Source organism: Bartonella bovis 91-4, assembly GCF_000384965.1.
In the GTDB taxonomy this organism is placed as follows: Bacteria; Pseudomonadota; Alphaproteobacteria; order Rhizobiales; family Rhizobiaceae; genus Bartonella; species Bartonella bovis.
Map to the genome: position 1 here is coordinate 1,553,112 of NZ_CM001844.1, position 22,398 is coordinate 1,575,509.

The 22,398-nt window shown below is 38.9% G+C and carries 17 protein-coding genes; 5 read left to right on the forward strand and 12 right to left on the reverse strand.

Annotated elements, in window-relative coordinates; genetic code table 11:
* Positions 1–58: 58 nt before the first annotated feature.
* Both BBBE_RS06795 and htpX read right to left on the reverse strand, forming a co-directional pair.
* Positions 59–1,402 carry an RsmB/NOP family class I SAM-dependent RNA methyltransferase gene (locus tag BBBE_RS06795; RefSeq protein WP_192812773.1) on the reverse strand — a complete coding sequence of 448 codons (1,344 nt, stop codon included), beginning with the start codon at positions 1,400–1,402 and terminating at the stop codon, positions 59–61.
* 57 nt (positions 1,403–1,459) lie between these two features.
* Positions 1,460–2,476, reverse strand: coding sequence for a zinc metalloprotease HtpX (gene htpX, locus BBBE_RS06800; protein ID WP_010701775.1), 1,017 nt, complete (start codon positions 2,474–2,476; stop codon positions 1,460–1,462).
* A gap of 86 nt (positions 2,477–2,562) precedes the next feature.
* Here htpX and BBBE_RS06805 point away from each other — a divergent pair, with 86 nt between their 5' ends.
* Entirely contained in the window at positions 2,563–2,790 is a 228-nt protein-coding gene (locus tag BBBE_RS06805) for a DUF1674 domain-containing protein (protein WP_010701776.1), read from the forward strand.
* Positions 2,791–2,926: 136 nt separating this feature from the next.
* Here BBBE_RS06805 and rpsP read toward each other — a convergent pair whose 3' ends face one another.
* From rpsP to BBBE_RS06825, 4 genes are all read right to left on the reverse strand, one after another.
* Positions 2,927–3,325: a 30S ribosomal protein S16 gene (gene rpsP, locus BBBE_RS06810; protein WP_010701777.1), complete on the reverse strand. Its 399-nt coding sequence runs from the start codon at positions 3,323–3,325 to the stop codon at positions 2,927–2,929.
* Positions 3,326–3,388: 63 nt separating this feature from the next.
* Positions 3,389–3,667 (reverse strand): chorismate mutase family protein, encoded by a 279-nt coding sequence (locus tag BBBE_RS06815; RefSeq protein WP_010701778.1) that lies wholly within the window; start codon positions 3,665–3,667, stop codon positions 3,389–3,391.
* Positions 3,668–3,689: 22 nt separating this feature from the next.
* Entirely contained in the window at positions 3,690–5,252 is a 1,563-nt protein-coding gene (gene ffh / locus BBBE_RS06820; RefSeq protein WP_010701779.1) for a signal recognition particle protein, read from the reverse strand.
* Between the two features lie 248 nt (positions 5,253–5,500).
* Complete coding sequence (locus BBBE_RS06825; protein ID WP_010701780.1) at positions 5,501–6,154, reverse strand: carbonic anhydrase; 654 nt, start codon at positions 6,152–6,154, stop codon at positions 5,501–5,503.
* A 255-nt stretch (positions 6,155–6,409) separates the two neighbouring features.
* On the opposite strand from BBBE_RS06825, the gene BBBE_RS06830 reads away from it, so the two are divergent.
* Positions 6,410–11,122, forward strand: a complete 4,713-nt coding sequence (locus BBBE_RS06830; RefSeq protein ID WP_010701781.1) for an NAD-glutamate dehydrogenase — start codon at positions 6,410–6,412, stop codon at positions 11,120–11,122.
* Positions 11,123–11,593: 471 nt separating this feature from the next.
* On the opposite strand, the gene BBBE_RS06835 is transcribed toward BBBE_RS06830, so the two are convergent.
* From BBBE_RS06835 to BBBE_RS06845, 3 genes are all read right to left on the reverse strand, one after another.
* Positions 11,594–12,313, reverse strand: coding sequence for a glutamine amidotransferase (locus BBBE_RS06835; protein ID WP_010701782.1), 720 nt, complete (start codon positions 12,311–12,313; stop codon positions 11,594–11,596).
* 115 nt (positions 12,314–12,428) lie between these two features.
* Positions 12,429–13,961, reverse strand: coding sequence for a heme biosynthesis protein HemY (locus BBBE_RS06840; RefSeq protein ID WP_022708800.1), 1,533 nt, complete (start codon positions 13,959–13,961; stop codon positions 12,429–12,431).
* Between the two features lie 12 nt (positions 13,962–13,973).
* Entirely contained in the window at positions 13,974–15,161 is a 1,188-nt protein-coding gene (locus BBBE_RS06845) for a COG4223 family protein (protein WP_010701784.1), read from the reverse strand.
* A gap of 695 nt (positions 15,162–15,856) precedes the next feature.
* On the opposite strand from BBBE_RS06845, the gene tsaD reads away from it, so the two are divergent.
* Together tsaD and BBBE_RS06855 are read left to right on the forward strand one after the other, a co-directional pair.
* A complete protein-coding gene (gene tsaD / locus BBBE_RS06850) occupies positions 15,857–16,951 on the forward strand; it encodes a tRNA (adenosine(37)-N6)-threonylcarbamoyltransferase complex transferase subunit TsaD (protein WP_010701785.1) in 1,095 nt (364 codons plus the stop codon).
* A 95-nt stretch (positions 16,952–17,046) separates the two neighbouring features.
* On the forward strand, positions 17,047–17,481 hold the full coding sequence (locus BBBE_RS06855) for an EVE domain-containing protein (RefSeq protein ID WP_010701786.1): 435 nt from the start codon (positions 17,047–17,049) through the stop codon (positions 17,479–17,481).
* Here the strand turns inward: BBBE_RS06855 and BBBE_RS06860 are convergent.
* Entirely contained in the window at positions 17,473–18,036 is a 564-nt protein-coding gene (locus tag BBBE_RS06860) for a L,D-transpeptidase family protein (protein ID WP_010701787.1), read from the reverse strand. The two genes, BBBE_RS06855 and BBBE_RS06860, sit on opposite strands and share 9 nt — an antisense overlap.
* A gap of 67 nt (positions 18,037–18,103) precedes the next feature.
* Between BBBE_RS06860 and BBBE_RS06865 the strand changes: the two genes are divergently transcribed.
* Positions 18,104–18,787 carry a response regulator transcription factor gene (locus BBBE_RS06865; RefSeq protein ID WP_010701788.1) on the forward strand — a complete coding sequence of 228 codons (684 nt, stop codon included), beginning with the start codon at positions 18,104–18,106 and terminating at the stop codon, positions 18,785–18,787.
* Positions 18,788–18,808: 21 nt separating this feature from the next.
* On the opposite strand, the gene BBBE_RS06870 is transcribed toward BBBE_RS06865, so the two are convergent.
* Together BBBE_RS06870 and BBBE_RS06875 are read right to left on the reverse strand one after the other, a co-directional pair.
* On the reverse strand, positions 18,809–19,591 hold the full coding sequence (locus tag BBBE_RS06870; protein ID WP_010701789.1) for a class I SAM-dependent methyltransferase: 783 nt from the start codon (positions 19,589–19,591) through the stop codon (positions 18,809–18,811).
* 273 nt (positions 19,592–19,864) lie between these two features.
* Complete coding sequence (locus BBBE_RS06875; protein WP_010701790.1) at positions 19,865–22,294, reverse strand: TIGR02302 family protein; 2,430 nt, start codon at positions 22,292–22,294, stop codon at positions 19,865–19,867.
* Between the last annotated feature and the right edge of the window lie 104 nt (positions 22,295–22,398).

Consider the following 22,398-nt stretch of genomic DNA (forward strand, 5'->3'; position numbering starts at 1 on the left):
TTTTTTATTAAACATAATGAATAGTGAATGTCGGCGATTTACGTAAATGAAACGTTAATTAAGCCACCTTGCGTAAACGTGCTGCAAAAAAACCATCCATTCCAAATAACAGCGGGTCCTTAATATTACAATCATCATAGCAACAATCAGCAGGCGTTGTGCGCAAAGTACCATTAGAAGATAGCAAATGCTTCATAGAACCCATCTCCTCTGCTAAAATAGGCTCTAAAACAATATCATCACGCGCAGACAAAATCTTTTCAATAAGGTCTTCCCCCTCTTCTTTCGCCAATGAGCAATTGGAAAAAATAATGCGTCCACCCTTTTTCACAAAAGCAATTGCCACTAAAAGTAAATCATATTGTACAGCCGCCAATTTAGCGATATCGTCAAGCGATTTAGTCCATAAAATATCTGGATGACGGCGTATCGTCCCCGTAGAAGAACAAGGCGCATCAAGAAGAACAGCATCAAAAAGCTGCTCAGAATAAAAATCTCTCATATCACCAGTCCAATAATGCACTGACAAATGAAGTCGATCCATATTTTCTTTTAAACGTTCTAACCGATTAACTGAACTTTCAACAGCAGTTACATCTGCCCCTTGTAAAACCAATTGTGCTGTTTTTCCACCAGGGCTTGCACAAAAATCAACAACACGTTTGCCACGAATATCTCCTAATAAACAAGCAGGTAATGCTGCTGCAAAATCTTGAATCCACCAAGCCCCTTGCGCATATCCTGGTAAATCAGCCACAGGGCCATCTAAAGTGCCAAGCCGAATCGAACCATTAGGCAAAACAATACCCCCAAGCTGCTTTGCCCAACCAACGCTGTCTGATTTTACAGTCAAATCAAACAATGGTGCTTTGTTTTGTATCGCTAAAATCTGATGCGCCTTATCAACCCCATATGTTGACACCAAAAGCTGCCCGAACCAAGATGGAACATCTTTAATGGTTGGCTCTTGCATGCGCAAACACACCGCTTTACGTGCAAAATTGCGTAAAATAGCATTCACTAACCCTGAAAAACGGCGTATACGGGGATCAATTTTAGCCATTTGCACCGCTAAATCAATTGCCGCATGATCAGGAATATCAAGATAAAGAATTTGCGCTGCACTGACATGTAAAAGATGCTGAAGTGGCAATGCTTGAAGCGGCAAAGGTCGTTTTAAAAAACGTGATAAAGCAGCTGTAATCTGACCTCTATGACGCAAAGCTGCCATTAAAATAGCTCGACACAATAAGCGATCACGATGTGAAAGTTTTAAATAATGTGGATGTCCATATTCATGGTCGGTCAAACCAGAAAGAGATTTATGCTTATCAAGTACCACACTTAAAAGACGGGCACAAACTTGGCGAACAACCAATCCCGGAACACTCTTTTCAGACATACATTCCGCTTTTTTATTTTGCACAATAACACCTCTACACCTCCCCCTTTTAAAATATTATGATCGAGGCTTTTTAAAGTTCTGATGACGAAGCCAAGAAGGACGATCTGTTGTACGCCGAAGAGCACCCCTTTCCTGATGATTAAGAGCATTGTTTTGAGTGCTAAAATTTAAATCTTTATTCTTTAAATCCAAACCACTTCCTTTTTCATCAAATATATTCATTTCCTCGGCTTGTTTATAAAGAGCTGCAATACGATTTGCAGTCGCTGGATGAGTAGAAAAAAGGCTATCAGCCCCTTCACCTTTTAAAGGATTAATAATAAACATATGAGCCGTTGCCGGATTATGCTCTGCCTCTTCATTATGCACCATATGCCCCCCACCTGCAATCTTACCTAAAGCCGAAGCTAACCATAAGGGATTACCACATATTTCAGCTCCACGCCGATCAGCAGCATATTCACGTGTGCGGCTAATAGCCATTTGTACTAACATAGCTACAAAAGGCGCCACAAATAGAGCAATAAAACCACCAAGTACCCCAGCTCCATGCGACTGCTCTGAAGAATTGCGCTGCCCTCCCATCAATAAAGCAAAATTACCAAGCATAGAAATGGCCCCTGCAATTGTTGCGCTAAGAGTCATGATCAGTGTATCATGATGTTGAATATGCGCTAATTCATGCGCCATGACCCCAGCAATTTCTTCTGGACTTAACCGTTCTAACAGCCCTGTACTCGCAACAACAGCTGCATTATGCGGATTGCGCCCTGTAGCAAAAGCATTGGGTTGCTCATTGTTCATAATATAGACCTTCGGCTGAGGAAGAGAAGCTTTTTTTGCCAATTCACGCACAATCTTATAATAAACAGGTGCTAAATGCTGATCCACTTCACGCGCACCATACATACGCAAAACTATTTTATCCGAATTCCAATAAGAAAAAAAGTTTAACCCCCCTGCCATCAAAAGCGCAATAACCATACCCTTGCTTCCTGCGATAAGATAACCAACCCCCATAAAAAGAGTAGTCATAAAAGCCACAAGTATTGCTGTGCGCAGAATATTCATTGCTTTAAAACTCCACGATAATGCGTAATAATATCTTATCTATATGATAAGGATTTTTTGATTCTTCAATGGAAGAAAGGTATAAAATGGACCAAAAAAACAAGACAATAAAACAAGATGTAACAAAACAAAATGCAGCTTCCCTTAAACAACGCCCCCTTCCTCCAGAAGCACAACGTGCCCTTAAAGAAGCTGCACAAAGACGTAAACAAGCACTCCATGAAAATATGCCTTTGGAAAATGGTGGGCGCGGCGGGAAAGACCCAGCACGCTATGGAGACTGGGAAATTAAAGGCCGCGCTATTGACTTTTAAAAGGCTCAAATTAATGGCTTAAAAAGCAAACCACTTTTTAAAGACAAAGCAAACATCTTTAAAATAAAAACAAACAACGATTGCCTGCTTAAAACACAAGCTTTCACAATTTTTCTCTTGATGAGATTTAAAGCACTCATACTTCTTCTGATGCAGCAACCTCTTCTGATACAGCTTTTTCAGCAATTGAAGCTGATGCTTCTTCAGCAGCTTGCTTTTCTGCTGCAGCACGCTCTTGTGCTTTTTTACCAGGCTCACCTTTGTGTGGGTTGTTACGTGCTGGACGTTTTTTCAAACCAGCAGCATCCAAAAATCGCAAAACACGATCTGTCGGCTGAGCACCATGACCAAGCCAATATTGAATACGTTCTTCGTTTAGCTTCACGCGCTGTTGATCTTTAGGCAACATGGGATTCCATGCACCAACACGCTCAAGAAAACGCCCATCGCGCGGACTACGCACATCCGCAACAACAATATGGTAATAAGGACGCTTCTTTGAGCCCCCACGAGACAAACGAATTTTTAATGCCATCTTTTTCTCCTGTTGATCAACTTTAACTTTTATCTAAACTAATTTGTTTTGCTTCTTTGCCCTTTAGCAATAATTATATGATGAATCACTTTTAGTAATGAAATTTAAAAATTTTTCAGCAAAATCAGGATCACGACAATTGTCTACACCCAATTGCTGCAGACTTATAGCCTGACTTTTTTTACACGTTACATAAACTGTAGGTAAATTATAACGAGCTTTTACCCCCCCAACTGCTTGTATATAATAAAAGTATTTTGCCAAAATACAAACCAGTGCCACACCGAAATTATCAATAGATATTCGTAAATGCGCCAAATTATTTGGTACTTTCTTCTGCATCAGGCTTCCCTTTTTCTTTTCTTTACGATTTCTTCTTAGGAAGCGGAGGTAACTTTTCTTCATTCCCAGAAAAACCACTAGAAAGCCCCGGAAATGGTAATCCACTCTGAGGAAGACCAGGTAATTTCTTGCCTAAATTACCATTTTTAATTTGCTTTTGTAACACCGATAACTGGGCTGGATCAATTCCCGATAAATTAGGCATATCACCAGGAACACCTCCAGCCCCAAATCCTAGTTTAGAACCAAGCCCTCCTAACATTTTTCCCATCAAACCGCCCTTGCCTTTCCCCCCCATAGCTTTCATCACATCAGCCATTTGACGGTGCATTTTTAAAAGCTTATTAATATCAGCCGCACTCGTACCAGATCCTTTAGCGATTCTTTGTTTACGGCTATGTTTCAAAATCTCAGGATTAGCACGCTCTGCACATGTCATTGACGAAATAATAGCCAATTGACGGTTCAAAAGATGATCATTAAGACCTGCAGCTGCTATTTGATCCTTCATCTTTCCCAACCCCGGCATCATTCCCATAATGCTGCCCATACCCCCAAGTTTTTTCATTTTCTGTAACTGCTCTGCAAGATCATTAAGGTCGAATTTTCCAGCCTGCATTTTTTTTGCAAAATTCATCGCCTTTTCATGATCAATCGCTTCAGCAGTCTTTTCAACTAAAGAAACAATATCTCCCATGCCAAGGATACGATCTGCAATACGACGAGGGTGAAATTCTTCCAAAGCATCTATTTTTTCACCAACCCCAATCGCCTTGATCGGCTTTCCTGTAACAGCGCGCATTGAAAGAGCCGCACCACCGCGGCCATCACTATCCATTCGTGTTAAAATAATCCCTGTAAGGCCTATACGTTCATCAAAAGAACGCGCAAGATGAACAGCATCTTGACCGGTAAGACTATCAGCAACCAACATAATTTCATGAGAAAGAGACAACGCCTTGATCTCAGCCAATTCAATCATCAAAGCATCATCAAGGTGATTACGTCCTGCCGTATCAAGAAGCAAAACATCATAACCACCCAATTTTGCTGCCTGTACTGCCCGTGCAGTAATATCAATAGCAGATTGACCAGAAATAATAGGTAAACTTGCAAGTTGCGCCTGCTCTCCTAATTGACGAAGCTGTTCTTGCGCTGCGGGACGGCGCGTATCCAATGACGCCATTAAAACTTTTTTATTGTGCTTGTCGGTTAAACGCTTTGCAAGCTTTGCTGTCGTAGTTGTTTTTCCCGAACCTTGCAAACCAATAAGCATGATAACAACCGGTGCTGGTGCGTTTAAATCACTAAGGACAGCCTCATCACCCAACATGCTCACAAGTTCATCGTGAACAATCTTAACAACCATTTGGCCAGGTTTAATAGATTTAACAATAGCAGAGCCAACAGCTTTTTCACGAACCTTATCCGTGAAAGAACGCACCACATCCAGTGCAACATCAGCTTCCAACAAAGCACGACGAATCTCACGCAGCGCTGTTGTAACATCCTGATCCGACAACGCACCACGCCCTGTCAAATTAGACAGAATGGAACCAAGACGTTCCTGCAAGGATTCAAACATCATCTACCTCATTGACTACATAACAAACAAATCAAAATGGCATCCGAGGACGCAACGCGTTATCGGATGTTGACCTCTGGGATCTGTTTATACCCTTATAAGTGGGATCCCAGTCGGTGGCTCCAAGTTAATTCTTGTCACTGAATATTCGTTTCTTCAAACAACAAAAACCACTTTTTGTCAAGATTGATCATACACTCCCTTTGCACACAAAGATCACGCAAGACAAAAAGATATTAAAGATTTACTCAAGTAAGCAACTTTTCTTCAACGCGCATAAAACGCCCCGTTTTTTTCTCTAAGCTCCACAATTCACCGTTTGAAATATCAAACCAAGCGCCATGTACTGTCAAAAGCCCCTGATCTTTACGTTCTTTTAACCATGGAAATGTCTCCAAATTCCTCAACGAATAACGAATAGAAAAATGCTCCAACGCAGCCTGTCGCTCTGTTTCACTCATCGATTCACGGCAGCAAGTCTCTTTTCCTACAGAGACCAAAAGATCCATCCATAGCCCCATACAATTATTCGATGACAAAGGCTTGTACACCTCATCAAGAACAATATTAATTCCCCCACAACGCCCATGACCTAAAATAACAACATGTTTAACTTTCAATGACTGCACCGCAAACTCAATTGCTGCTGCTGTTGCATCATATTGATCACCAGGACAAAAAGGTGGGACAAAATTTGCCACATTGCGCATAACAAAAATTTCACCAGGGCTGGCATCAAAAATCGTTTCTGGCGCTGCACGTGAATCACAACACGCAATCATCATAATTTCAGGCTTTTGCCCTTCCTCTGCTAATTGCCGATAACGCGCCGCCTGCTGCGAAAAATTATTGGCCATAAAGGACCGATAACCATTTAAAAGTCTTTCTGGTAAATCTGTCATCTTTATATCTATTGTTAGTGTGTATTTTTAGAATATTACTTTAATCATAGCAACAATATCAATAAAAATATTCACCATCTATGCAATTGTTTATCCAAAATTTACAGCATTACCCTAAATTGCATAAAAAAATTTATAATTATCTGAATAAATTACTATTCATTCAGAAATAAAATGATACAGTATAAAGATGACATAAACGACCTGCTCTTGTGAGGAGAAAAGGTCACCAAGAGCAAAAAGGGGAGTATCACTATGTCAAAACAAGAAACATTGGATATCAAGAATAATCAAAAGCAATTAGTAAAAATCCTCTTTGCCCATACCGATAAAGAAGATATTGCGTGTTATAAAAAAGATGAGCTCGAAAAAGCTGCAGCTATCGCTGCTCAAGCACTCAGCTTACATCAAGCAGGAAAAAGCACCATTTGCTTTGAACAAAAAGAACTAACGCGTAGTGGCAAACCTATAACAGCTATCACACTTGTCAACGATAACAAACCTTTTCTGCTTGATTCTGTTTTAAATGTCTTTAACCAACAAGTAAGCCACATTTATTTGATTGCACATCCTGTTCTTGATTGCCCTTCTGGACAACGCATTAGCCTTATACAAATTCATATTGAAGCATTAAGCAAACAAAAAGCTAAAATACTCAAAGATGAGCTCACTTTAGTCCTTGAACAAGTCAATGCCGCTGTGCAAGACTGGAAACCTATGTTGGAGGAACTTAAAAAGCACATCCACGCCTATCAAACAAACCTCCCACAAAATTACCAAAAAGAAGGTGAAAAAGCCATTGAGTTTCTTAACTGGCTTACAGATAATAATTTTATCTTCCTTGGAATGCGCACTTATAACTTCATTAAAAATAAAGAACCCCAAAACAGTTTGAAAGCTGGCAATGTTGAATTGGGTATTCTCACAGATGCCTCCATTCGCATTATTGGCGATACACATGTAGAAGAACGCCCCCAAGAAGTCTTATCCTTTATGGAAAACAATGACCTTCTTATTGTGACAAAAGCCAATAGCCGCTCAAAAATCCACCGTCCTATTTGGTTAGATTATATTGGAATTAAAATTTTTAATAAAGAAGGGCGTGTATGTGGAGAATTACGCATTGTAGGATTGTTCACATCTTCTGCTTATACCCGCTCTGTTTTGCAAATCCCTTTCTTAAAAGAAAAAGCACAAACCATTATTCAACGCCTTGGATATAATCAGGCTGACTATTCTGGAAAAGCACTTATTAATGTTTTAGAAACTTATCCAAGAGATGAAATGTTTCGCTCTGATGTTGATACGCTCACAGAAAATGCTGAACTTATTTTACAATTAGATGAACGCCCACGTTTGCGCGTACTTGCTCATACTGATTCTTTTGGCCGCTTTATTTCCATACTTGTTTACGTACCGCGCGACCAATACAGTAGCAATATTCCTGAAAAAATTGGCACGTATTTTGTCGATATTTATGAAGGTGATTTTTTTGAATCTTATCCACTCTTCTTAGAAAGCACACTCATCCGCATTCATTATATCATTCACCGCAAAGGAAACAACAGCGTTCCTGCTATTGAACGCACCACACTTGAACAACACATTCGTTCAATAACAAGAAATTGGGAAGATAATGTTCAAGCTGTGGCGCTTGCCCACAAAGCAACAGAACAACAAACGCTTCTAGCAAGCCAATTCCCAAACAGTTATCGCGACTTATTTTCAGCTGAAGATGCCATTGTAGATGCAGATCATATTTTAAGCCTTAATGATGAAAAGCCACTTTTTGTCACTTTTTATCACACCCATCATAAAGAAAAACACAATATTGCTCTTAGACTCTTTCATCGCCACGAAGCACTTGCCCTTTCTATACGTGTACCACTTCTTGAAAATATGGGCTTTCGCGTCATTGCTGAACAAACACTTGAATTACCAGATGGGCATGGGAAATATGTGTATCTTCATGATATGCTGCTAGAAAGTGCTTTCCAAACTTGTATTGATCTTAATAAAAATGGTCAAAAACATGCTGAAACCTTTGAAGCCATTTGGGCTAAAGATGCTGATGATGATGCCTTTAATGCCTTAACACAAACGGCTCAACTTGATTGGCGTGAAATTGTTATTTTGCGCCATTACGGGCGCTATCTCCAGCAAGCTGGAATTCCCTATTCACAAAAACGTGTCGCTCAAACCTTAAATGCTTATCCTGACATTACCAAAGATCTTTACGCTTTATTTCATTTGAAATTTCATCCAAGCCACAAAGAAAAAGAACGGCAAAACAACGAACAAATCATTCAACAACGTATTGAAGAAAAATTGCAGATGGTTCCCAATTTGGATGATGATCTCATTTTACGTCGTTATCGCAATCTTATTGCCGCAAGTTTACGGACTAATGCTTTTGTCCCCCTTCCAAATGGCAACCCACGGCGTATTTTGGCAACCAAGCTAGACCCACGCCAAATTGAAGGCTTACCTGAACCACGCCCTTATCGAGAAATTTTTGTTTACGGACCAGAAGTAGAAGGGGTTCATTTGCGCTTTGGCCCTATTGCCCGTGGCGGCATTCGTTGGTCTGATCGCGCATTAGATTACCGCACTGAAGTGTTAGATTTAGTTAAAGCCCAACAGGTTAAAAATGCAGTTATTGTCCCTGTGGGTGCAAAAGGTGGCTTCTATCCCCACCACCTTCCCAAAACAGACGATCGCGCTGTGGTGGCAGAAGCGGCACGACAAGCTTATATTGACTATATCACAGCGCTGCTTTCCATTACTGATAATCTCATCAACAGCAAAATAAGTGCCCCCACAAATGTGATTCGCCATGATGGTGATGATCCTTATTTTGTTGTTGCTGCAGACAAAGGTACAGCAACTTTTTCTGATACGGCAAACGCAATCAGTCAAGCGGATAATTTTTGGCTTGATGATGCTTTTGCTTCTGGAGGATCAGCAGGTTATGACCATAAAGCCATTGGAATCACAGCTAAAGGTGCTTGGGAAGCCGTCAAAAGACATTTTCGGGAATTGTTTGATCATAACATTCAAACAACCCCCTTTAGTTGTGTCGGCGTTGGTGATATGTCGGGAGATGTCTTTGGCAATGGAATGTTACTGTCCAAACAAACAAAGCTTATCGCTGCTTTCGATCACCGCGATATTTTCATTGATCCAGAACCTAATATAGCTGAAAGCTACGCAGAGCGTATGCGCCTATTTCAGCTCCCCCGCTCAAGTTGGCAAGATTACGACAAAGCAAAATTGTCAAAAGGTGGTGGTATTTTTTCACGAGCAGCCAAAACCATTACTCTTTCTCCTGAAGCTGCACAAGCCATTGGTTTTGAAAAACAAACAGGAACACCCTTTGAAATCATTACAGCTATTTTAAAAGCTCCTGTTGATCTTTTATGGTTTGGGGGCATTGGTACTTATATACGTGCAACAACAGAAACCGATGCTCAAGTGGGCGATCGTGCTAATGACGCGCTTCGCATTACCGGTGAGCAAGTACGTGCTAAAGTTATTGGTGAAGGAGCCAATCTTGGTCTCACCCAACGTGGTCGTATTGAATATGTCTTAAATGGTGGGCGGTGTAATACTGATGCTATTGACAATTCCGCAGGGGTCAATTGTTCTGATCTTGAAGTTAATATTAAAATCGTTCTTGCATCAGCAATGCGTGCTCAAATGCTTACGCGTAAAGCACGTGATACGCTTTTAAAACAAATGACACCACAAGTTGAACAATTAGTTCTACGCAACAATTATCTGCAAACTCTTGCCCTCTCTTTAGCTGAAAATCGTGGCATTATTGACCTGCCTTACCAAGCACGCTTTATACACGATTTAGAACAGAAAAAACTGCTCGATCGCAGGGTTGAAATTCTGCCTGATGATCAAATTTTGCGCCAAAGAATGGATCAGGGTCAAAGTCTTACACGCCCAGAACTTGCTGTTATTTTGGCTTATGCTAAATTAACACTGCAAGAAGAAATCACTAGCAATTCCATTGTTGACAATCGCTATTTCGACGCAACCTTGTTAAATTATTTTCCAACCCAGCTTCAAAAAAGTTTTAAGAACGAAATTATTGATCACCAATTGCGTCGCGATATTATTGCCACTCTCATCGCCAATGATATTGTTAATCGTGGAGGACCTACTTTCGTCAGTCGTCTGCAAGACAAAACAGGGCAAAAAGTTGAAAATATTATTCGTGTTTTCATTGCTATTCGTGATGGGTTTGAAATTCCTCAGCTTTCTGACCAAATTGATAATCTTGACAATAAAATACCTGGTCTTGTCCAAAATAAATTTTATGCAGCAATCACCTCAATGCTCTTTGAAACAACCAATTGGGGATTGCTCAATATCGATTTATCTGTGCCATTAGAAGAGCTTGTAACAACAATTCAACAAGCGCGTAAAACCATTGAAAAACAGCTTACGCACTCCAACAACAAAGATATACATGAAAAAATTGCAGAAAAAATCGCATTATATAGCGAACAAGGGATACCTAACACTTTAGCAAAACAATTAGCTCTCCTTGAAACTGCCCCAATGATTTGTGATATTTCGTTAATCGCAAAACAAAGCCAAAGTGATCTTACTAAAACTGCAAAAATCTATTTTTCATTGACTCAAATTATTCGCGTAAACCGTATTAATGAAGCCAGTCAAACAATTCCTGTTCTTGATTATTATGATGGTATGGTCTTAAGCCAAGCTAAAGAAAATATTGCTGAAAATGTGCGGCGAATTGTTATAAAAATCTTAAAAAACTATGGTGATAAAAATGATCCGCTTGCAGCATGGCTCAAAACAGAAGAAGACAAAATTTGCGATGTAACAAACCGAATTGGTGCACTTATTGAAAACGATCTTAATATTTCTCGCTTCATCTTTGCTGCCAACATGATTGCCCAGCTCAAAAATATTGCTTTCCAAACTTAAAGTGGCGCAAAGCAGCCAAGTTAAAATACAGTTTTACTCCTCCCTGTGATAACTTTAAAATGGTGAATAAGCTGGCTGCTCACTGTCTTGAGTCATCAATTTAAAAAAGCTTAAAGATTTACGTGCTGTGTATTAAGAAAACAAACACTTCCCCGTGAAGAAGAGCCTTGTGTATAAAGAGATAGAAATTTAAATTTTTCTGTCAAATATCCTTAATTGTTAAAAAAAAAGCCATTTATGTTAGATATTTCATCTGCATGAAAATCAATTGGCTGTACTTAAAAAACAAAATACCTCTCATGTACAAACGCTGTTTCTAATCACCCCATTATCTATGACCCCATCTACTCCAAAAATAAAGCACATCATTGAGATTTCATTTATAAGACTTTATCAACTTTGAGAAAATCAACAAAGCGAAAATTTTTCTTATTTAAAAGTTATTTTCAAAAATAAATATAATCTTTATATTTATTTAACACAAAAAATCTGTTGCAATGCATTTTTAAACCACTGGCGCAAAATCTTGTCATACATTAAGTGGCCTTGTAAATGTAAATAGGTAGGCTGAGCGCCTTTTTTAGTCAATTTTTTAGCTGAACGCGCCACTAAACGCTGCATCATAGTCCGTGTTAATTCGGCATGAAATTGCAAACCCCACGCACTATTTCCATAACGAAAGGCTTGTACAGGGTATGTTTGACTACTTGCTAAAAGAACTGCCTCTTTAGGTAAATCATAAATACCTTCATCATGAAAATTATAAACCATTTCAGGCCAATCCATAATCGCTTTACCTTGAGGTGTTGCTTCCAATGGATACCAACCGATTTCAACAATTTTATCACTTCTCGCACAAACACGCCCACCCAAATTTTGCGCTAACATTTGTGCTCCAAGACAGATACCTAAAAAAGGTTTATCCTCTTTTATAGACAAAGAAATCCAATTAATCTCCTCACGAATATATTCTTCCCTGTCATTGACACTCATCGGGCCACCTAAAATGACAACACCTGCGTAATGTTCCAATGTATTGGGAAGTTTTTGTCCTACAATAGGACAGTAAAGATCAAGCATAAAACCGTTTTGTTTCAGAAATTGTCCCAAACGACCAGTGTATGAAGATTGACAATGTAAAACCACTGCAATTCTTGGTTTTTTACTTTTTTGTTTTTTACCAAGACACATTTTTGCTAAAAAATTCTTTTTTAATTATTATTATAGCAAATACAGATTTAGTTACACACTTTTAAAACATAAAAAAGTGATTTTTGTCAACAAGGCTTATTCTAAATTTTTTTCTTTAAAATAATTGAAATTTCTTTTTTGATTTAGAAGCCTTTTTTTCTGTTGTTTTAATATTTAAGTCATCAACATCTAAATGAATCTGATTGAATATCTCTTCATTTTGCTTCTTTGTATAAACCTCAAAGGAGCTATTATTTTTTTCAGGAAGACATTCATCTAATAGATTATCCTTAAAAGCTATTTCGGGAACACTTTGTTTGTCTTCCTTTTTCAACATAATGTCATCAGCTTCTAATGTTAAAGGAAACCGGCGGGGAGGTGCTTTCCATTCAAAACAGCCCAATCGTCCACTTATTGGGGAGACTGCTGACCAAGAAGAAAAAAGAGTATTATCACAAATCCATGTTGGATCACGTTCTGCATTGCGTGCTAAAAAAAGCCACCGATGTACTAACCCCTGATCATTTCCTTGAACCTTTTCAATATCTGCTAGTAATAAATATACACTTTCTCGTGGATGATAATTTAATGCTTTTTGTGCCTTTTCTCTTGCTAATGTCAATTCACCTGCCTCTAGAGCAGCTTTAGCAATAAGAAAAGCTGATTCAAAAGTGTTTTTATTATAAGAAGCCAGTTTTTTAGCTCTTTTCAAACGTCCAACAGCTCTTTCTTCTCTTCCAAGATAAAGTGCTCCAAAATCAGGATGAGGATCTTTTTTCCAAGCTTCAATGATTATCTTATCAGCCTTGCGGGTTTCGTTTAATTTATAAAGAATACCTGCCGTTATAACTCTTATTGGCCCAAAATCAGGTACTAACTTATGCGCTTTTAAAATGGCGGTACGTGCTTTTACAGGGTGGGTTTTAAAGACATGAAGTGCCTTTCCACTTAGTAACAGAGCATGTGTAAGATTGCGCTCTGCAGTTAAACGAGCAGGGCGCGGTAAAGCTTTTTGCGCTTTTTCAAAAACATCAAGTGCTTCGTCCCACTGCCCTTCAGCACTCAATCGATCGAGCACAGCTTGATGAGCCCACACCAGTGATGGCGATAAAGTAAATGCCTCTTGTGCATAGTGTTGCGCTGCTTCATAAGCTTTCGTATCCATAGCCTCACGAAACAAACCATAAAGCCCAGCAAGTTTTGTCAATTTTTTTTGTCTCATCTCCTCGTAGAGATGAATAGCTCCAATAGAATCTTTCTGCAAAACTAAAGTTTGAGCTTGTAAAAGTTTTATCAACGGTTCATGATTTTCTTCAAGATATTTTAACGTTTGTATTTCCATTTTTCGCGCTGTTAGATGATCACCAACAAAAGCTGCAAGAAGGCCCTGTGAAAGAGCTTCACGACCGCGTCTTTGACGACGTGTATAAAAATAATTGTAGAGAGCTCCAGGTGCAAAACAAATAAGATACAAAAGCCACCATAAAATCCCCAAAAATATAATAAACGTACTAAAAAAAGCTAACAATGAAATAGATAATCGCATTTGCATAAATGTTATGGTCACCACACTATTATGGCCAATAACCCATCCAAAAGCTCCACCAAGAATACAAACAACAAAAATATAAATAAAAACACGTATCATTCTTGGCCCCATTTACATTTTCACAGCCTTAGAAGATCCTTGCTGCACAAAAATCAGTAATTGCTGAACAACACGTTGCACCATTAAATGCCGTTTTAACTGGCGCATAAAATCTACTGAAATATCCTGAGCATTTTGGGGTAATGTTTGCCACTCTGCTAAAGCATTTTGGTAATCTCCAACTTGAATGGCCATTTCCATCCGCGCCACAATCGCACCTACCGTTGTACCTTCAACATTCCCAACTGGCCGTAAAATAAATAAACTTTTTATCCAAGCCCAAATCCGTGCAAAAAAACCAGCATCTGATGCAACAGTATTTTGTTGCCCAACAATCGTATCTGCAATACTAGAAAAATCAGCCGCAAGTTTAGCAGGGCTTGGAAGACCTGTATCTGCTGTTTCTTGCAAAATATCAAACCCAGAAATTGAAGACGAAAAACGCTGCATTACTTCCAATTCATTGACATAAGGCTTACCATGATCGATAGCGTTTTTTAAAGCATTAATCGCCATTAAAAGTGTAGAATCTATTCCCTCTTTTGCATTATTTCTTGCAGCAATTTCTTCCCGTAGAGTGTCTATTTGTTGCTTTAATGCAGCAAAATCATTTGTATTGTCTTGCCCAGCTAATAAAGCTTTATGAACATCGTGCGACATTGCAACCAAATTTTGTATATTCTCTTCAAGAGCATTGACCTTATTCTCTAAAGCCGAAAAAACTTTTCTACTTTCCTCTTGCGATGCCTCATCCCTTTGAAAAGAATTATCATGTTGTGATGAAAAAGTAGAAAAAGCTGTCTTTAATGCATTAAGTTCTTGGATAATATGGTGTAATTGTCCCGCTGTTTCTTTAGCTTGGCTTTTTGCAATTTCAGCAATCTGTAAAGCTTGCTCTCCCTTAACACGCTCGTCCCCTAAAAAAGGAGAAAGAAAACCCACCCATTGAATTCCTACCCAAAAACTTAAAGTGATAAAACTACCAATAATTACTAAAATCAACGAATGAAACCAAGCAATACTAGATGCATTTCTCCCTTTTGGTTTTTGTTTGTTTTGTTTTTCTTTTGTCATTGATTCTGCTGAGTTTTGTATTTCTTGCTCTAAATCACAATTTATCACATCACCTTCAATCACAGATGCCTTATGGTTAATACTGGTGTAATGGGGGGGTGTTTTAGGTTTTGAAAATTTTACCATAAATGTCTCTCTTCTCCCGCTCACTTTTATTATAAAATAACAAAATGAAAGAAACTTTAAAAAAAGCTAAGCATTGATTGAATATCTCGCTTTTTAGGTATTTTTATTCAATTCCTCTCAAGTAAGCTAAATATTGCAACTAAACTAAACATTGCAATAGCCTATCTCCCTTGAAGGCACTTAACTATTTTAGAGAAAATAGTCTTGGAAATACATCAAAATCGATGCTAAAAAATCCTTAAAACTTGCTGATTATAAACATAAAATACAACAATTCCAACGATATCACCATTGATTTCCAAAAAAGTAAAACGCATATCAATTTTAGAATAAACGCACCAATTCTAAAAAAATCCAATTGTACCAAAAATTTTTTTTAGGTTTAAACGCCATCAACTTCTTACAGTTGTATATCACATGTACATCACATCGTTTGATCACAAAAATTTCCAAAACCCAATCATCAAACATAATTAGTATACAAAAAAAACACATCTCGCGTCAGTCATTTGGCCTTTTCTCATTAAAAATTCTCAAATGGAGCAATAATCCATCGTTGACTAAAGCGCCCTACAGATCGTATCCAAATGTATTGTCTTTTATATAACTGAAATTTCAAGAGGACTCTTTGCATCCTTCTTGATCCGTGATACCCACTACATGCAAAAATCTTTCAACAATAAGGTTATCCTGCAATGCGTCTGCTGGGAATAGAAACAAGCTGTGATGAAACTGCTGCTGCTATTATTGAACACAACAATAATGGAAAAAGCCGTATTCTTTCTAATATCGTTTGGAGCCAAATTGAACATCATGCACCGTATGGTGGTGTTGTTCCTGAAATTGCTGCACGCGCTCATGTCGAAATCCTTGATAGCTTAATTCTTAAAGCGCTTACAGAGGCTAATATAAAATTGAAAGACATCGATGCTATTGCAGCCACAAGTGGCCCTGGTTTGGTTGGGGGGCTTTTAGTAGGGCTTATGAGTGCAAAAACATTAGCCTTTGCTACGGGAAAGCCTTTTATTGCCGTCAATCACCTAGAAGGACACGCTTTAACAGCGCTCATGACTCATGATGTAAATTTCCCCTATTTATTGCTCTTAGTCTCAGGTGGTCATACACAAATCATTCTTGTCCACGGTATAGGAAATTACCAACGCCTAGGAACAACCATTGATGATGCCTTGGGAGAAGCCTTTGATAAAACTGCAAATCTTTTGGGTCTTCCTTACCCCGGTGGCCCAGCTCTTGAAAAGGCCGCTTTATCAGGGGATAAAAATCGTATCTCTCTCCCACGCCCTCTAAAGGGTGAAAAACGGTTGGATTTTTCTTTTTCCGGCCTTAAAACCGCTGTTCGGAAAGCCGCAACAACGATGGCTCCTTTAACACAACGCGATATCGCTGACATCGCTGCAAGTTTTCAAGCAGCAGTCATCGATACATTGCAAGACCGTATTAGTTTAGCTTTGCAATATTTTGCCCGCCATTATCCCCTTGCTCATCAGAAAGAATGTCGCCCCCCTGCTTTGGTTGTTGCAGGCGGGGTATCGGCCAATCAAGCCATTCGTTTAAGTTTGCAAGAGCTTGCTTACCAATATGGTTTTGAATTTATTGCTCCCCCTCCTTCTTTATGTACAGACAATGCTGCAATGATCGCTTTCGCCGGCGCAAAACGCATAGAACAAGGGCAGACGAGCTCTCTTGATATTGCTCCTCGCTCACGCTGGCCACTGGATGAAAAAACACCCCCCTTAATCGGTACAGGGCGGCGAGGAGCAAAAGTATGAAAACAATAAACCCCTATAGCTAAAACCCTTCCAACATTTATTTTCTATAAAATTACACGCAAAAACAAAATATAGTGCATACAAAAGGAGACTAAATGGCTTATTGGCTTTTTAAATCTGAACCCCAAAAATGGTCGTGGACCATGCAAAAGCAAAAAGGCACACATGGCGAACAATGGGATGGTGTACGTAACTATCAAGCTCGTAATAATATGCGTGCCATGAAATATGGTGATAAAGGATTCTTTTATCATTCCAATAAGGGGTTAGAAATAGTAGGCATTGTGGAAGTATGTGCGCAAGCGCATCCCGATTCTACAACTTCTGATCCACGCTGGGAATGTGTAGATATTCGTGCCCTTTGTGATATGCCAACCCCTGTTTCATTAAAACAAATCAAAGCTAATCCAAAATTGAAAAATATGGCACTGGTCAAAACCATACGCTTATCAGTACAACCTGTCACAGAAGATGAATGGAAAGAAATTTGCTCTATGGGTAGGCTCAAACCAGAAATGTTTTTAACCTAAAACAACAATTTTTGTCCGCCAATTAATATAAGGTAAAAGACGCTCCATATCACGGCGGGAAAGTGCAATACATCCTTCTGTTGGGGTATAATTATCTCGCGCTAAATGCATAAAAATAGCGCTTCCTCTTGCCATTTTGCGCTGTGTAATATTCCAATCTAGAATAAGACCAATCGCGTAAAGACCATCTTCACGGTGCATTTTTTCAGCCCTTTTAGGGTAAGGAAGGCGCACCAAACGATTATAATTGGCATCACCACTAGCATCACACCAACCATCTTGTGCACGAATATGGTGAAAAGGCAAAACTGAGCGCACGAAAGGACGATAAAAATTATCGCGAAATCCCCCTAAACAACGCATATTTGCCAAAGGTGTAGCACCATCACCCTCGCGCTTACAAGGGGAAATACCACCTCGCCCTAAAGCGCAAAAAAAACGATGCTGACCAACACAAAGAATACCCCGTGTACGCACACCTGCTTGTCGGCGAATGACCATAAAAGCAACAAAAGTTTGTTTTTTATAGGACTTCCTTTTTAATTCTACTTGCATAAAATCTTTATTTCATGAAACTATTTTCCACAAAGTATAGCGCAAATAAGCTTTATAAGGAAAAAAAATGAACAGCTACACCCTTTTAATTGTTGAGGAAGAGGATGATTTGCGCTCCATTCTGGTAGAACAATTGCAAATCCACAAAGAATTTGAAGTGCTCCAAGCAAAAACAGCTAAAGAAGGAATTGCAATAACTCATAAAGAAAAAATCGATCTTGCCGTTTTTGATATTAAACTGCCCGATCTGGATGGTCGCGAAGCTGTTAAAAAATTACGTGATCAAAAATTTCGTGCTCCCATTATTATGATAACTGATCATGATACAGACTGTGATACTTTTTTAAGTCTTCAAGCAGGTGCCAATGATTATGTAACAAAACCCTTTCGTTTTGCGATATTATTAGCGCGTATTCGAACCCAATTACATCAATACGAACACCAGGAAGATGCAACTTTTCATATTGGTCGTTACACTTTTAAACCCGGACAAAAACTTCTGATTGATTGCTATGGTAATAAAATCCGCCTTACCGAAAAAGAAGCAGCGATTCTTAAATATCTCTATGACGCTCGTAATAAAATAGTAAGCCGCGAAACATTACTGGAACACATTTGGGGCTATAATAAAAACATTGTCACCCACACATTAGAAACCCATATTTATCGTTTACGCAAAAAAATTGAAAAAGACCCCTCTAATGCCCAGATTCTCATTACAGATCACAATGGCTATCGCCTTAATCTTTAAACTTTATGAGAACGATTAGTTTTAAAATAGCTCTGACATCATCAATTTTTTATCTAAAACAAAATCAGATTCAGATAAGATATACCTCTCGCGAGCCTGTGGTGATAAAGCAGGAATGAACACACGTCGTGATTGGCGGCGTTGTATACTTATACCTTGATAAATACGTTTGTATGCCTGACACATTAAAAGTCCACCAAAATAAGGGAAAAGATGGCGTACAAATGGTCTATAGAAAAACGAAAACAACTGCGCTGTATAATTTAAGGAAGGTGTATAATATACAATTTCTTGCACAGGTCCGGATATAAAATTTGTTTCTTCAAATAACCGAACAATTTGTCGCCGACTATAAGGTTCGCCATAGCCAAAAGGTGTACGATCATTACGTGCCCAAAAACCGCTACGATTGGGAACAATGACAATCAAATGTCCATTAGGTGCTAAAACACGCCATATTTCTTTAAGAGTTTCGCATGAATTTTCTGTATACTCAAGCGCATGTACCAATAAAATACAATCAATCGAAGCATCAGGAAGAGGTAAATCTTCTTCAAAAACAAGTGCTGTAGCAACCCTATCGGCACAAGGCCAAGGTAAAGCACCTTGACTAGCAGGCATAAAAGCAAAACAGTGTTGTGTACGTGTACACAACGCAGAAAGGTAAGGAACTGCATAACCAAAACCCATCACTCGCTTATCAGCAAGATTTGGCCAATAGAAATTCAATTGGTCACAAATCGCCGTTTGCACCCGAAGACCAAGTGCAGAAGCATAAAAATCTTTGAGTGTAACTATATCCAATTTATACTACCATGAAAAAACAAAGATCAAACATTCCAGCCCTCTATAGCCAACTTATATGGGTTTGTGTCTCTTCCCCTCAAGAGCAAAAATCTCCACCTCCCGCTCTTTTAACTAAAAATATTCAAAAATAAAGTAACATAAGTAAGGCACACAAGCGTTATTATCACTGCATCAAAAGAACGGTTTACTTTGTTGTGTTCTTTATTTTGAGTGCATCTTATTTCATAAAAATTTTTGAATGTGCTTTTTTCAATATTGATTTAAAGCTGACTAACGAAAATGAAGTAATCTTTCAAGATAGCTTTTTTCTGCCTCAGGAATACGATCCTTATTAAGGCGTTTGCGAATTTCTTCCAAAATCTGTCGTGCACGCATTTGATCATTTTTCTGTGCCCCCCCTATTCCTTCTTGACCTTGACCTGTCTGTGAGGAAAGCGGACGCCCTAATGGATCTTGAGGACTATGGACATCATTGTGATTATCTCCTTCCTTTTTCAGTAGTTTGCGCATTTCTTTTAAAACACTTTGCGCACCTTGCCGCAAGGACTCTAAAGCCTCTGACTGATTTTGCATTGACATTTCATAGTCTCCATTATCAAGAGAGGTCTTTGCTAAATTCATTTTCTTTTCTGCTTCTTTCAACGCGTCATTTTGTTTAAGACCTTGTGCTGAAAGTTCCTTTTCTAATTCTGATAATTCAGACTGCAATTCAATCAGACGGTCTTCCAAAGCTTTGTTCTGCTTTTCCTCATTACTTGGAACATTTTCTCCACTATGGCGTTGTTTCTTTTCTAAATAGTGCGTATCATTAAGAATTTCCTGCTGTCGACGCATCAAATCACCAAGTTGATCTAACTTTTTTTTCATTTGCGTTTCTTGATGGTCATTTTGCTCTTTAGCTTGATTACTTTTTCGACTCTGCAAATGATCAAGTGTCTGTTCAATTTCAGCTAAAAGCTGTTCAGCTGCAGAAGAAGAACCCAATTTGGCCATTTCTTCAATTGAATCCAACTTTTGGGATAATGAATCTTTAGAAAGGGTAGTCTTACGCGCATTGCCATCTTTTGATTCTTTTTCAGGCAAAGCAGTAATATAATCATTCACAGCTTGGCGTAAATTTGCCATCAGTCGTTCAATTTCCTCACTTGAAGTGCCATTGCGCAACGCATCACGCAAAGCAGCTTGTGCTTGTTTTAACCTTTGCTGAGCAGATTCGAACTGATCACCTTCAATACCTAAAGCAATTTGCCATAAATAATGAACCACACCACGCAATTGGTCATCTGTTTTCGCCGCAGAAAGCCTTATCCATGCACTCTGCAATGCCAGGAAATGTGTTACATTTTGAAGACCATCTTCCGGGCGCACAAGCAAAGCAGAAAGCATATCGAGCACACGCTCTCGTGCACACGCATCAAGTGCTAATAAACGACGCTGCTCGTCTACTGCACGAGCAACAGGGTTGGCAAAAATACGTTGTGGTAATATCATGACAAAAGTTTTGCTACGCCCTTGTTGACCAGATCCATCTTCTGCAACCAAAGTGATTTTAACCTCACTACCAGCCCACGGATGACCAGATATATCTTGGACTGTCCGCATTTTGCCTTTTCCACCACGTGCTAAAAGAAGTTTTATCTCCGGTGCTTTATAAAGAGGAGAAGAATTTTTACTATGATCAAGAAGGGGCTCTATTGCAACAAAAGCCTTTGTTACACCATAATCATCATCCATTTCATAGCGTAATTCTAATGAACCGGCTAAAATCCGCTCTGGTTTTGCAAGCCAACCAATCGTCGGCGCTTGATCCTTAATCATATGCAAGTGCCATTGTTGTTGCCTATGACGCGATGAGACAGACAAACGTATTGAACGATCTAAGCGCGTTTCAAAACGAGTCATTGCATTATTTAAAGCCGTTTGTTCATTTTTCTCAGAAAGTAAAATTTTGTGCCCATCTTCTTCAGACACAGCCTTAACCTTAACACCAGCACCATTAACAACACGCACAACAACCTCACTACCTTCAGGAACAGTAAGCTGTGTTGTCTCACTTTGTGTTAAATAAATAGGCGCAATACCTGTATAAGCAGGTGGCGTGACCCAAGCATCAATACGTATTAATGCTTCATCAACCACAGGGCGCAGATCAAACGCGTCTGATAAACGCCCCCCAGACGAGCCAAAAGAAAAACTAAAAGCACATACACACAACAAAATAAATAGTGCCCTAAAAGCTATAGGGTCATAGGCAGCGCTATTAGGGTAAGCAAATCTGATCTGAACATGACGCAATTGTTCTGCCATGCGGCGTTGATGTTCTCGCCAAATAACCACGCTAGAACCATCATCATCTTCAACACACAAACGATCTGTTTGAACACTTAAAGGTTGGTTTTTAAATCCACTTATCTGTTCAATATAACAATCAACATCCCTTATAGTGGGAAAGCGAAAGCCAAAAAGAAAAAACAAGCTTCCCAAAATAGCAAAAAGTATGAGCCAAAGAAAAAATAAATGCCACCAATAACTTAAGAGATTAAAAACACCAAACCAACTAAGCGAAAACAAAAGACTTAACGCTAAAAAAAACGGTAACAGTCGCGGCCATATCCACTCAAAAAATAAGAAACACCAAGCCAGAAGGCGCGCAAATAAAAGCCTTATCTTTAGAAAACTTGTGATGTTTTCATTTTTCATAGGCAATCATTTGTCCTTTTTAATATAATGAGTTAAGAATCATAAGACCTATACAAAATAATTTGTATCATATAAATTGTTCCATAAAAGTTTATTGGAAATAA